Consider the following 13494-nt stretch of genomic DNA (forward strand, 5'->3'; position numbering starts at 1 on the left):
TGAGAATGGTTCGAATCCGGTTCAGGTTCGGTGTCGAATACTGTCCAGATGATCGAGCACATTCGGCACAAACTCCGGCAGCTCTATCTGTTTCTGAAGGAAGCCAACCAGCTGCGGTTTCCTCCAGTACGGCATGTGAGCCAGCATCCGCGGGCGATTCGGTTGGCCGATGCGCCAGATCACCCGTGCGTGCAAATCAATCGCCCCGGCGCCGGCAATGGCACGCAGGTCGACGACGACTGTCTGCTGCGCATCGCGCGCCCGCTGTCCACGCCGTGTCCCACACCGCCATTCAACGTGACGAATTGGTTACTGCCGGATTGGGATGATCCCACCAAGACGGCGTATTTCTCCGCGACTCGCAATGTCGCCGCCGCGGACAGCGCGCCGCTCAATATTCGTTTCGACGATGACCAGCAGCGTCTGGCCGATTTCGAAGCTTGGGTCGCTCAGCGCGAAGAGTGGGTGGTCGCCGAACTCGCCGCGCGCAAGGCGCTGGGTTTCTTCGAGTTGTTCTATGAGATTCATTCGGCCATCGAGCGCGACGGCGAATTGCTCGAACTGGTGGCCGCCGATGGCCGGCTCAACTGGCGTGCGGTCTCGTCGATCGAAGGCAGCGTTCCCATCGATCATCCGGTGATGCTCAAGCGCGTCGAACTGCGCTTCGATGCCAGCGCCGCGGAATTCAGCATTCACGAGACGGACCGTCCGACCGAGTTGTACAGCGCGCTGTTCGTGGATTTGCAGAATACGGCGGCGGCGTCACTCCGCAATCGGACGGCGGAGCTGGAAAATGCGGGGCTGCATCCGTGGGGTGCCGACGACACCGAGACTTATCTGAAGACGCTGGTGCAGACCTTGTCGCCCACCAGCGGCCGTCTGATCAAGGAGCGCATCGCCGACGAACCTTCCGACGCGCCGCGCATGTGGCGCGATCCGATGTTGATTCTGCGCAAGCGGGTCGGTGGCATCGCGAATGCCGTCGATGCCATCATCGACGATATCGATCAGCGCAAAACGTTCGCGCCGGCGATGGTGCAGATTTCGGGCACGTCGGTCGAAGCGACGCCGGCGCCGAAGACCTCGCCAGATCAGCCCGCCGCGCCCATCGACGACGATGACGTGCTGCTCGGTAAGGAAGCGAATCAGGAGCAGATCCAGATCATCAAGCGCCTGAGTCACAGCGGCTCGGTGCTGGTGCAAGGTCCGCCCGGCACCGGCAAGACGCATACGATCGCGAACCTGATCGGCCATCAGCTCGCGCAGGGCAAGTCGATCCTGGTCACGGCGCAAACAGCGAAGGCGCTGCGCGTGCTACGTGACAAGGTGCCCGAGGTGCTGCGTCCACTTTGCGTCGCCGTACTTGGCAGCGATCAGGATGCGCGCCGGCAATTGGAAACCTCCATCGGCTCCATCACCGAACGACTGACGACCGAGACCAGCGCGTCGCTGGTGTCGCGCGCGACCCGGCTCGGACAGCGACGCAAAGAGCTGCTTACCGAGTTGAAGGTCCTGCAACGTGATCTGCGCGAGGCGCTCGAAAATGAGTATCGCGAGATCACGGTCGACGAACGGCGCTTCTCGCCGTCGGACGCGGCGAAGTACGTGAAAGCAAACGGCACGCAGCACGCGTGGATTCCGGGGCCGGTGAAGCTGGCGGTGTCGTTGCCGCTCAATTCGAATGAGTTGGGGCGCCTGTATGCGCTGGGCGCCTCGTTCACGGCGGATGAAGAGCAGGATGCGCGTCGTCCGCTGCCGAATCTCGACGAGCTGCCTGCCGAGCGTGAGTTCGAGTCGCTTGCATCGGAACATCAGCGGCTCGCGGCGGCAGACTTGTCCGCGGGCACGCATCGATGGACGAAATCCGGCAGCAGCGCTGCGATCCAAGCGCTGGCCGCTACGTTAGCGGAAGAGTTCTCGGAGCTGCGACGTCGGCAGGCATGGCGACCGTACGCCATCGTTGCCGGCATCAACGGTGGCACGCAGCGTGAAGTCTGGGAACAACTGATTCATGGTATCGAAGAGGCGGCGGAAGCGAACGCTCAGTGCGCGCTGCTGCGACACCATCGGCCGCAGTTGTCCAAATCGATGTCGGCGGAGACCCAGCGACGCATCGCTCAGGAAATCGTGCAACACCTGGAAGCCGGGCGAGGCTTGGGCTTCGTGACGATGGCAACCCGCTCGGAATGGCGACAGTTTGTGAAATCGGCGGCAGTCGCGGCGGGCGAGCCGTCGCGGATCGATCATTTCCATGTGCTGGAGATGGTGGCCGATCTGGAAGTGCGACGGCTGGAAATCGAAGACTCCTGGAACGCACTCATCGGCGGACACATCAATTCGCTGTTCCGCTCCATGGGACCGGAGCCGGAGCTGGCCTGCCGTGCGCTCACGGACGAGATTCGTCATTGTCTCGACTGGCACGAGCACACGTGGGGCTCGCTGGCCGAGCACTTGCGTGGCGAGGGGTTGCGACTGGACGAACTGGTGGCGCAGATTCCGCGCGAGCCGAGTCCGTTGGCGGAGTATCAGACGGTCGAGCGCCTGTCCGCCGACCTGCTGCCGCCTTTGCTAGCCATCGAAGCGGATCGACGCAAGCAGCGTGAGATCGATGAGTGGTTCGATCGGCTCGCCGTGCGTGTCGGTGACATCGACCCGAAGTCCGTCGGTGCGAGTTGCATTGCCCGACTGATCGCAGCGGTCGAAGCTCGCGATGCGAATGCATATAGAGCGGCACGAGAGTATGCGCAGCGCTTGCTGACGGTGAAGCCGCTGACGGCGGAACGCGATGAGTTGCTGACACGGCTGCGCGAGGTTGCACCTCGTTGGGCGGATCGATTGCAGGATCGGAAGGCCCCGCACGACAAGGGCCATCCACCGGGCGATCTGGAGCTGGCGTGGATCTATCGTCAGCTGCATGACGCGTTGGTGCAGTTGGACCGGCTGGACGCGCAGACGTTGCAGTACGAAGCGGACCGCACTCGTGATCGCTTGCGGCCCGTGACGCAAGAGCTGATCGATGCCACCGCGTGGGGCCAACAACTGGCGCGCCTGCAAGGAAACAATGCGATCCGACAGGCGCTGGTCGGCTGGCTGGATACGGCGAAGCGTCTGATGTCGACGCGTCATCCCGAACGCCGGCAAACGCTGCTCACCGAAGCCCGCAAGCTCATGAAACATTCGGTCGAAGCGGTGCCGGTGTGGATCATGCCGATCTCCATGGTGGCCGAGACCTTCGATCCGCGGGCGACGCGCTTCGATCTGGTCATCGTCGACGAGGCCAGCCAGGCGGACCTCAATGCGCTCATCCCTTTGTATATGGCGCGACAGGTGGTGATCGTTGGCGACCATGAGCAGGTGACGCCGCTGGGTGTCGGCAAGGAACAGACGGCGCTGGAGAATCTGCGCAAGTCGATGCTGCACGACTTCCCGAACGCGCATCTGTTCGACGCCATGTCTTCCATCTATGACATCGGCCGGCAGGCGTTTGGAGATGCGGTGCGCCTGATCGAGCATTTCCGCTCGGTGCCGGAGATCATCGCCTTCAGCAACCGGTTGTCCTACGACGGCAAGATCCTGCCGCTGCGCGCGGCGAACTCGACGCATATCAAGCCGGCGTGCGTGCCGTATCCGGTGGAAGGTGTGCGCCAGGGCGATGTGAATGCGCGAGAAGCCGAGGCGATCGTGTCGCTGATCAAGGCGATGACGCGGCATCCCGCCTACGAAGGCAAGACCATTGGCGTGATCTCGATGGTGAAGGAGGAGCAGGCGTTACTGATCCAGTCGCTGCTTCACAAACGGATCGACAGCGTGGAGCTGGAGAAGCGTCGCATCCTCGCCGGCATATCGGCGGAGTTCCAGGGCGACGAACGCGACATCATCCTGTTGTCGCTCGTGGACAGCGCGCCCGAGGACGCGACCCTGCGCACGGTGCGCGAGGGTGCATACGAGCTGGTCAAGAAACGTTACAACGTCGCCGCGAGCCGCGCGCGCGATCAGCTGTGGGTCGTGTACTCGTTCGATGCGGATCATGATTTGAAGACCGACGATTTGCGTTTCCAGCTGCTTCAGCATGCCCAACAGCCGAACCTGGCTCCGCCCGGCGCCGAACGCGACCGCCTGGAACCGGAGTCGCCGCTCGAGCGCGAAGTGGCGAAGCGTCTGACCGTCGCGGGCTTTCGAGTGAAGCAGCAGATGAGCATCGGTCACTTCCGTATCGACATGGTGATCGAGAACGACGGCAAACGCCTGGCGGTGGAATGCGATGGCGATCGTTATCGCACGCCCGAGAGCCTCGGCGAGGACGTTGCGCGTCAGGCTGTGCTCGAACGCCTGGGCTGGGAGTTCGTGCGCATCCGAGGCAGTGCGTTCTATCGGGATCCGGACTCGGCATTGCGTCGTGTGTTCGATCGCCTGGAAGAGCTCGGCATCAAACCGGTGGATCCGGAGCAAGTGAGTGTTGCTCCGGTCGAGGAAACACCCACGAAATCGCTGGTCGAAGAACTCCAGGAAATGACGGGCCGGCCAATGGTGCCCGCGCCGCTGGCGGCGGTCGAAGGCGGTCCGGTGGATGCCGAGCCCAAGAAGACGGCCAGGCCGCGCCGAAGGTTCGGTCGCCAGCCCTAGTGTCAGAGGGCCGTTTGCAAAAATAACCGGGACGCTCACGCCGACTCCTGTGGTACAAGGCCCCATTGGCGTCTCGACGCCAGTCCTTGATCGGGGGCGCAAATGTATCGACCGGGACTTCTGCCATTGCTCGCGAGCTTCTTGTCACTGAGCGCGCAGGCTGCGACTGCGCCTGCCGGTGATCCGAAGGCCACCGAAGTGTGGTCGCCGGTACCGGTGAAGGTGACGCCGGGTGCGACAGCGGGCGCGCCGCCTTCGGACGCGGTCGTGCTCTTCGACGGCAAGAATGTGAATGCCTGGAAGAGCGAAAAGGACGGCGGGCCGGCGAAGTGGCGCGTGGAGCAGGGCGAGCTGGTGGTCGCACCGGGCACCGGTGATATTCAAACTCGCGCCGGCTTCGGCGACGTGCAGCTGCACGTCGAATGGTATGCGCCCCAATTGCCGCCGGACAAAGTCGGTCAGGATCGCGCCAACAGCGGCGTGTTTCTGCAGGACGTCTACGAGGTGCAGGTACTCGATACGTTCGAGAACAAAACGTATGTGAATGGCCAGGCCGGCGCCATCTACAAACAATATCCACCGCTGGTGAACGCGAACCTGCCGGCGGGCAAATGGCAGACCTACGACATCATCTACACGGCGCCGCGGTTTGCTTCGGATGGGTCGGTGAAGTCGCCGGCGCGGATGACGGTGCTCCACAACGGCGTGCTGATCCAGAACAATGTCTCATTGAAAGGCGCCACCGCTTACATCGGCGCACCGGTCTACAAAGCTCACGGCGACATGCCCATCCGCCTGCAGGATCATTCGCACGAAGTGCGCTTTCGTAATATCTGGTTGCGGAAGCTCTGAGGAGAGGCGCCGACTGAGCCTCAATCGACCCACAGACGACGCCAGCCTTCATGACCCAGTCGTCGCAATGTTTCCATGTTCTTCGGGCCGATGTCCTCGATGCCCGGAAAGGTCGCTACGGCGCGCGCGATGCTGGCCTCGCGCAGTAGATGGAGCATGGGGTAGGGCGAGCGATTGGTGAAGTTGGTGATGTCCTGCTTGGTGGTGCCGGCGAATCGGTAGTTGGGATGAAAGCTGGCCACTTGCAGCTCGCCTTCCAGGCCCAGCTCCGCCACGGCGGCGTCGCAGACGTCGAGGAAATCGTTGTAGTCGAGGAAATTGGTCAACACCTGCGGATGAATGAGCAGGGTGGTCTCGCACTGGAGCGGGTCGGTATCGCGCAGCAGTTGCAGTTCACGAGCCAGGTCCTCGAGCAGCCCGTCGGCCGAGCGCTGCGAGCTGACACAAAAGCGCACGCGGTCGTGTCGATACGGCGCGGCCGCGAAAGGGCACAGCTGCTGGCCAATGACCGCGCGTTCGAGCCAGGTGCGGGTGGTCGCGATGACCTGCTCGTCGGACGGGATGCCGTTCGGGGTGTTCAAGGAGGACTTCGGTTCGGGGGTGAGCGGCGAGTGTAATACGTGCGATCATGGCGGGATGACTGAATTCTCCAAGTTGACGTTGATCGAGCCCTTGCAGCGGGCGTTGTCGGAAGCGGGCTACGCGGACATGACTCCGATTCAGGAGGCGAGCCTGCCGGCCATTCTTGGCGGGCGCGACGTGGTGGCGCAGGCGCGAACCGGCAGTGGCAAGACTGCAGCGTTTGCGCTCGGCTTGTTGTCGGCGCTCGACTCGTCGGCCGTCCGGCTGCAAGGCCTGGTGCTGTGTCCGACGCGGGAGCTCGCGGACCAGGTCAGTCGTGAAATCCGGCGGCTGGCGCGTTTCATTCCGAATGTAAAAGTGCTGACTCTCTGTGGCGGCGTACCCTTGCGTCCGCATCTGGCTTCGCTCGCGCACGAACCTCACATCGTGGTCGGCACGCCAGGCCGCATTCTGGAGCTGATCGAGAAGCAGGCGTTGCCGCTGCAAGCCCTCAAGGTGCTGGTGCTCGATGAGGCGGATCGCATGCTCGACATGGGCTTCGCGGATGCGATCGACGCCATCGTTCAGGCCACGCCGGAGCAGCGGCAGACGCTGCTGTTCTCGGCGACCATTCCCAAGTCGGTTCGCGAGATCAGCCGGGAGTTCCAGCGCGAGGCGGTGGACGTGACGGTCACGAGCGATCCGGACGAGGTGCTGATCGAGCAGACATTCTTCGAAGTCGATCCCGAATCGAAACTGCATGCGCTGGAATCCTTGTTGTTGAAGTATCGGCCGGAGTCGGCGGTGGTGTTCTGTAACACACGCCAGGAAGTGCGGGCCGTTGCCGAAGATCTATATAAGTGCGGCTTCTCGGTGCTGGCCCTGCACGGCGACCTGGATCAACGCGACCGCGAGGAGATGCTGGTGCGTTTCGCGAATCGGAGCTGCACAGTGCTGGTGGCTTCCGATGTCGCCGCACGCGGGTTGGACATCGCGGATCTGGCCATGGTGATCAACTTCGACATTGCCAGCGATGCCGATACTCACCTTCACCGCATCGGCCGCACCGGGCGTGCCGGTCGCCGTGGCATCGCTCTGAGTCTTTGTTCCCCGCGCGAAATGACGCGAGCCAAGGTCATTGAAGCGCGGCTGGGCGAAGCGCTCACCTGGGACGCGTTGCCGTCGCTGTCCGATGCCGAACCTTGGGCCGCGCCGTTCGTCACATTGGCGATCGATGCCGGGCGTCAGGATAAATTGCGCCCCGGCGATCTGCTGGGTGCGTTGACCGGCGACGCCGGGCTGCCGGGTACCGCCGTCGGCAAGATCGATGTGTTTCCTACCCGCACCTACGTGGCGATCGAGCGAGCCTCTCATAACCTCGCCATCCAGCGATTGCGCGCCGGCAAGATCAAGGGACGAACCTTCAGGATCCGGAAGATCGGCTGACCCGGTCAGCGCGGCGGCACTGCCTCGCCGCCGACGGATGCGAAAACCCGATAGTCGCTCGCAATGCGCCAGGGGCAAGCTGCGAGGACCGCAACGTCCACAGATCATCGCTCCCTCCTGCCGTGAAGCCCGATTTCTCGCTGGTCCTCGGCGGTCCGCTATATCAGATGTACCTGCGGACGCATCTGTCCGGGAATGCACTGGAGCTGTTGTCCCGGCGGATGCTGGTCATTGCGACCGTCGCGTGGCTGCCGCTGTTGCTGCTGTCCACGCTGCAGGGAACTGCGTTCGGCAATACGGTGCCGATTCCCTTCGTCGAAGACATCCAGACGCACGTCCGGTTTCTGATTGCGCTGCCGTTGCTGATCGCGGCCGAGATCGTCGTGCATCGGCGCATCCGCTTCGTGGTGAATCAGTTCGTGGAGCGAGACATCATCGCGCCCGAAGACCTGCCGGCGTTTCGCGCCGCCATCGACTCGACCCTGCGTCTGCGCAATTCGCCGATCATCGAGCTGGCGCTGCTGGCACTGGTCTATACGCTGGGCCTGTGGCTGTGGCGTCATGAGATCGCGCTCAACGTGACGAGCTGGTACGCGAGCGATGAGGGGGGAGCGGCGCGCCTCACCGCCGCGGGCTATTGGAACATGTTCGTCAGCGTGCCGATCTTCCAGTTCGTGCTGCTGCGCTGGTATTTTCGTTTTTTTCTGTGGTTCCGGTTCCTGTTTCAGGTGGCGCGGCTGCCGCTGCGCCTGCTGGCGAGCCACGCGGACCGGGCCGCCGGTCTGGGCTTTCTGGGGGTCAGCATCAACGCATTCGCGCTGGTGCTGCTGGCTCAGGGCGCATTGCTTGCGGGGCTGATTGCCAGCCAGATCCTGTTTGCGGGCCGGGATCTGCTGAGCTTCAAGGTACAGATGCTCAGCTTCCTGGTCTTCTTCAACGGCGTGACGCTCCTGCCGCTCACTGTGTTCACGCCTCACCTGGTGCAGGCCAAGCGCAATACGGCGCGTGAGTTCGGTCGGCTGGTCAGCCGGTATACGAACGAATTTCATCGCAAGTGGATCCAGGGCGGCGCGCCGCCGGACGAACCGCTGCTCGGTAGTAGCGATATCCAGTCGCTCGCCGATCTGGGCAATAGTTTCACTGTGGTGCGTGAAACGCGCCTGGTGCCCTTCAGCCTCAGGGATGTGGGGAGGTTGGTGGCCGTCTCGGCCGTGCCGTTCGTGCCGCTGCTGTTGACGATATTCTCGCTCAACGACGTCGCGACTTATTTGCTCAAGGCGATCTTCTGATCGGCGCGGGTGCGTGCGATCATGGCGGGATGACCGTCGCTACGCCCCCGACCTTTGTTTCCCTCGCGCTGTGTCCGCAAATCGTTCGCGCCGTCGCCGAGAAGAATTACAGCGCGCCCACCCCCATTCAGAGTGCGGTGATCCCCGGCGTGCTGAGCGGGCGGGACGTTTGGGCCTGCGCTCATACGGGCTCGGGCAAGACGGCTGCGTTTGCTCTGCCGATACTGCAACGGCATTCGGAAGCCGGGCGCGAAACGCCGCGGCGCGTTCGGTCGCTGATTCTCGTGCCCACGCGCGAGCTGGCTGCGCAGATCGGCGCCTCGTTCGAAGCCTACGCGCGCTATCTGCCCGATCCCGTCAAGGTGGCAGTGGTGTTCGGTGGCGTGTCCATCAATCCGCAAATGATGGCGTTGCGAGGCGGCGCCGACATCGTCGTGGCGACGCCGGGCCGATTGCTGGATCTGCTGGAGCACAACGCGTTGAGTCTGCGGTCCGTGGCCACGGTGGTCCTCGATGAGGCCGATCGATTGCTGGACCTCGGCTTTGCGGACGAGCTGTCGCGGGTGCTGATGTCGTTGCCCGAGCGCCGTCAGAATCTGCTGTTCTCCGCGACGTTTCCGCCCGAGGTCAACGCGCTTGCGGCGATTCTGCTGAGAGATCCGTTGCGAGTCGATGTTCCCTCGACTCCGGAGACCGTGCCGGACATTACTCAGCGCTCCATCCATGTCGACGCGCCTCGTCGCACTCAGTTGTTGCTTCGGCTGCTTCGGGAGCATGGCTGGAGTCGGGTGCTGGTGTTCGTCGCCACCAAATACTCGACGGAGCACGTCGCGGATAAATTGCATCGTGCGGGCATCAACGCCGAAGCGTTTCATGGCGAGCTCAGCCAGGGGGCGCGAACTCAGGTGTTGGCGGATTTCAAAGCGGAGCGGTTGCAAGTTCTGGTGGCCACCGATGTCGCGGCCCGCGGCATCGACATCACTCATTTGCCTGCCGTCGTGAATTACGATCTGCCGCGTTCCACCGACGATTACGTTCACCGGATCGGTCGCACCGGGCGTGCCGGTCAGTCGGGTGTGGCGGTGAGTTTCGTGAGTGCGAGCACCGAGTCGCATTTCCGGTTGATCGAAAAGCGACACCGGATGACGCTGGCGCGCGAGATCGTTCCTGGATTCGAGCCGGTGGAAACCGCGGCGCCGGTCGCGCCTGTGCCGGGTGCGTCGACCGGTGGGATCAAGGGCAAGCGCAAGAGCAAGAAAGACAAACTGCGGGAGCGCGGTTTGAAATAGGGCGTCAATCGCGCTCGCGCCGAAACACTTTGCCTTCGCGCAGTCGCACGCCCTGCATGTCGATACCGAGTTCTTCCTCGTAGCGGCGAACCAGCCGTGCTTCGATCTCAGTCATCAATGTGACCGCGACTCCTTTGGAGCCAGCGCGACCAGTGCGACCCACGCGATGCAGATAGCCCTGGCTCAACGTGGGCACGTCGAAGTTGAAGACGTGGGTGACGCCTTTGATGTCCAGACCGCGTGCGGCGATGTCCGAGGCGATCAGCACTCGAATCGTTCCTTTTCGAAAACCATCCAGCGCCTGCTTTCGATCCTCTTTGTAGAGCGCCGCATTCAGGTCGGCGGCGGGGATTTTGTGATGCGCCAGTTTGAGCGCGATTCGCTCGGCCAGCTCGTTGCGATGGACGAACACGATGGCGCGTTCCGGTGCGAGCGCGTGCCAGAGCTTGCGCAACTCATCGGGCTTGTCGCGCTCCTCGCAGATCAAATAGAGATGCTCGATGTTTTCATTGACCGGCGCAGCGCCTGCCTGAAGCATCAGCAACTCCGGCGCCCACTCCTTGGCGATCGCCGTACTCTGGTTCTCCAGCGTCGCTGACGCGAAGATCAGCTGCCGGGTGCGCGGCGCGGCCTGGACGATGGCGCGAACGGCATGCAGGCTCTCGTCGGTGAGCAGCCGATCCGCCTCGTCGATGACGATGTTGCGAACGTCTTTTGCTTTGAGCTTGCCCTTGGCGAGCAGCTCCGCGATACGGCCGGGGGAGCCGACCACGACGTGCGGCTTCTTTTTCAGTTTGTCGATCTGCCGCTCGGTGGAGGTGCCGCCGATCAGCAGCAGCGAACGAATCGGCCAGCCGGCATTTTGTGCCAGCTCGCCACATTGGCGATGGATCTGAATCGCCAGCTCGTGAGTCGGCGCGACGATCACCGTCTGCGTGGCGACCTGCGCGGTATCGATGCGAGAGAAGATCGGCAGCAAATAGGCGAGCGTCTTGCCGGTGCCGGTTTCCGCATGCAGATACGCATCGCGACCGGCCAATAGCACCGGCAGCGCCGCGCTCTGAATGGGCGTGGGCTGGCTGATCTGCTGCTTTTCCAGCGCGGCGATCAGTTCAGGCGCCAGCTGCAGCTCGGTGAATGTCATCGGTGCTGGCCACCATCGAAGTAGTCGACGACCGTGCGCGCGACGCGGCCCATACCGTCTTCGGTTTCGGCGCGAGGGCCGGCGAGCTCGACGTTGTAGAACGAGATCACGATGGTGCCCGAGTGGGCGTAGATCATGCCGACGTCATTGGTCACGGTGCCGGTCTCGCCGGTCTTGTGACCGATGGGAACGGTCAGATAATGGGGGAGCTTGATGATGCCGGACTGCTGCGCGAGCAGGATACGTTTCATTTCCTCGCAGCTTGCCTTGGAGGCCGCGGTATTCAGCTCGATGCTTTCGAGCAGCCGGCCCATTTCGCGAGGCGTGGCCCAGCCGAACCAGTTCGCTTTGGCGCTCCACGCGGCACTCATGCGCTGAGCGGCGTCTTTCCCGGCGGCGCGCTTCTTGAACTCCTCGAGCAGCGCGCGACGTGGCTCGACGAACAAAGGCATATCGGTATTCAGGGCGAAGATGTCTTCGGGCTCGAGCGCTTTGTATTTGGGATCGGCCGCTTCATAACCGAGGCGGAAGAACTCGAGCGTCGTGTTGTTCTGGCGCAAGACCTGATAACCGGCGTCGCGCAGAAAGCGGTTGACGACTTCCTTGCCGCCGACCCTGGCGATCATGATGTCGGTGGCGGTGTTGTCGCTGGTGATGACCATCTGGGTGATGATGTCCCGGAGCGTGGGATTCATGCCGGGATCGTGGAACCGGAAGATGCCCGATCCGCCGCGATAGTCCGCGGGCTTGATGACGTAGCGCTGGCTCAGGTCCAGCTTGCGCTCATCGGCCATGCGGAAGGCGAGCACCATGGTCGCGAGCTTGATGGTGCTGGCGCTTTCGAATTCATCGTTGCCACGAACGCTGGCTTCTTCGCCGGTGCCCAGATGCTTGACGTAAATGCCCGACCGGGTGGGCAGCCGCGACAGCTCGGCCTCCAGCAGACGGGACAGATTCGAGCTCGCCGGCTGCGCCGACGCGTCGACGGCCATCAGCTGAAACAGCAGTGCCAACGCAAAGACCCCGATCGATCGCATTCCGTATCCCCGATTGGCCGCCCGGCGGGCGGTTCAGGGTGCGAGGGTAATCCGGAACTGGCGCAAATGCTTGCCGGGATTTCATCCGCCAGCGCGAGGTCTACGCTCTCAGCCCCACACCTCCGCCATGACTCTGGCGAAATTGCCGCCCAGGATCTTTTCGATGCGCGCATCCGAGTGGCCGCGTGCGCTCAGCATTGCACCGAGCGTCTCGAAACGGCGCACATGATTGAGATCGGGCAAGAAGAAGTACAGATCCGCGGGACGGCCGCTGTCGAAAATGTTCTCCTTGACCAGCCGGGCGATCAGCTCGCGATTCTCTCGCTCGAACTGAGCTGTGCGGTTCACCGCCGAGATGCTGCCGTCCGTGCCGATGCCGACGTGATCTTCGCCGCAGACATTGATCGCATGTTCGATGTGGCGGATCGCATGCTCGCTGGTCGGCTGTTCCTTGCGGCTCAGGTAGGGCCAGAACACGATGCCGGCGACGCCGCCCCGATCGGCCATGGCTTTCAACGATTGGTCGGTGGTGCAACGGGGCACATCGGCGAGCGCGGCGCAGCCGGTATGCGAAATGAGCACCGGTGCTTTCGACGCGGCGATCCCTTCGGCGGTGGTGCGGCGGCCGCCATGGGCGACGTCGACCAGAATGCGATGGGCGTTCAATTGCTCCACGACCTGATGGCCGAACGCACTGAGACCGGCATTGCCCGGTTCCATGCAGCCATCGCCGACCAGGTTGCGGGGGTTGTGGGTGAGCTGGATGACGCGCACCCCGCGCCGTTGAAACATTGCCACCCGCTCCAGGTCCTCGCCGATCGGCGAACTGTCTTGAAAGCCCAGGATCAGGCCGACCTTGCCGTCCCGTTTCGCCCGCGCCAGGTCGGCACCGGTGGCGATCCGGGCGAATGCCTCCGGATGCCGGGTGAGATTTCCTTCCCAGTAGGCGAGTTGTTCGTTGACGCGAGCGTCCGCCACTTCGCCGTAGCGGGGAAAGCCGTTGGGCGCGAGTGTCAGGATGACGGCGCTGAGGCCGGAGGCGCGCGCGTCGCCGAGGTCCAGCTCGTCCAGCGAGCCGTCCTCTCGGCCGGGAAACCGGCCGATGCCGGCGGAACCGTCGATGGCGAGGGTCGTGGCGAAGGGAGCCCACTTGCGGTGGGGCTGCGGCTCGGCGCCGCCAGCCGCCGGTGACAGGCAGGTAACCATTGCGGCCGCCCCGGCGGCGGTGAATTCGCGTCTGTTCATAGCGTCAA

Annotated in this window: 9 protein-coding genes; 5 read left to right on the plus strand and 4 right to left on the minus strand. The window is 63.3% G+C overall.

Annotation, left to right across the window (positions count from 1 at the left end):
• Positions 1 to 30 precede the first annotated feature (30 nt).
• Together EKO19_RS28375 and EKO19_RS28380 are read left to right on the plus strand one after the other, a co-directional pair.
• Positions 31 to 4623, plus strand: a complete 4593-nt coding sequence (locus EKO19_RS28375; RefSeq protein ID WP_129780754.1) for an AAA domain-containing protein — start codon at positions 31 to 33, stop codon at positions 4621 to 4623.
• A gap of 102 nt (positions 4624 to 4725) precedes the next feature.
• Positions 4726 to 5475 carry a 3-keto-disaccharide hydrolase gene (locus EKO19_RS28380; protein WP_175597225.1) on the plus strand — a complete coding sequence of 250 codons (750 nt, stop codon included), beginning with the start codon at positions 4726 to 4728 and terminating at the stop codon, positions 5473 to 5475.
• A 20-nt stretch (positions 5476 to 5495) separates the two neighbouring features.
• Here the strand turns inward: EKO19_RS28380 and EKO19_RS28385 are convergent, their stop codons facing one another.
• Positions 5496 to 6056, minus strand: coding sequence for a DUF1415 domain-containing protein (locus EKO19_RS28385; protein WP_129780755.1), 561 nt, complete (start codon positions 6054 to 6056; stop codon positions 5496 to 5498).
• Positions 6057 to 6111: 55 nt separating this feature from the next.
• Here EKO19_RS28385 and dbpA point away from each other — a divergent pair, with 55 nt between their 5' ends.
• The 3 genes from dbpA (at position 6112) to EKO19_RS28400 (ending at position 10060) form a co-directional block, all read left to right on the plus strand.
• Positions 6112 to 7482, plus strand: coding sequence for an ATP-dependent RNA helicase DbpA (dbpA, locus tag EKO19_RS28390; protein WP_129780756.1), 1371 nt, complete (start codon positions 6112 to 6114; stop codon positions 7480 to 7482).
• 122 nt (positions 7483 to 7604) lie between these two features.
• Complete coding sequence (locus EKO19_RS28395; protein ID WP_129780757.1) at positions 7605 to 8771, plus strand: hypothetical protein; 1167 nt, start codon at positions 7605 to 7607, stop codon at positions 8769 to 8771.
• Positions 8772 to 8800: 29 nt separating this feature from the next.
• On the plus strand, positions 8801 to 10060 hold the full coding sequence (locus tag EKO19_RS28400; RefSeq protein ID WP_129780758.1) for a DEAD/DEAH box helicase: 1260 nt from the start codon (positions 8801 to 8803) through the stop codon (positions 10058 to 10060).
• Positions 10061 to 10064: 4 nt separating this feature from the next.
• Here EKO19_RS28400 and EKO19_RS28405 read toward each other — a convergent pair whose 3' ends face one another.
• The 3 genes from EKO19_RS28405 to EKO19_RS28415 all read right to left on the minus strand — a co-directional run bounded on the left by EKO19_RS28405 (position 10065) and on the right by EKO19_RS28415 (position 13447).
• Positions 10065 to 11204 carry a DEAD/DEAH box helicase gene (locus tag EKO19_RS28405; RefSeq protein ID WP_129780759.1) on the minus strand — a complete coding sequence of 380 codons (1140 nt, stop codon included), beginning with the start codon at positions 11202 to 11204 and terminating at the stop codon, positions 10065 to 10067.
• Positions 11201 to 12241 (minus strand): serine hydrolase, encoded by a 1041-nt coding sequence (locus tag EKO19_RS28410; RefSeq protein ID WP_129780760.1) that lies wholly within the window; start codon positions 12239 to 12241, stop codon positions 11201 to 11203. The genes EKO19_RS28405 and EKO19_RS28410 overlap by 4 nt, the downstream gene beginning before the upstream one ends.
• Before the next feature lie 108 nt (positions 12242 to 12349).
• Complete coding sequence (locus EKO19_RS28415) at positions 12350 to 13447, minus strand: dipeptidase (protein WP_217705668.1); 1098 nt, start codon at positions 13445 to 13447, stop codon at positions 12350 to 12352.
• Positions 13448 to 13494: the final 47 nt, after the last annotated feature.

It is taken from the genome of Peristeroidobacter soli (assembly GCF_004138485.1).
GTDB lineage: Bacteria > Pseudomonadota > Gammaproteobacteria > Steroidobacterales > Steroidobacteraceae > Steroidobacter > Steroidobacter soli.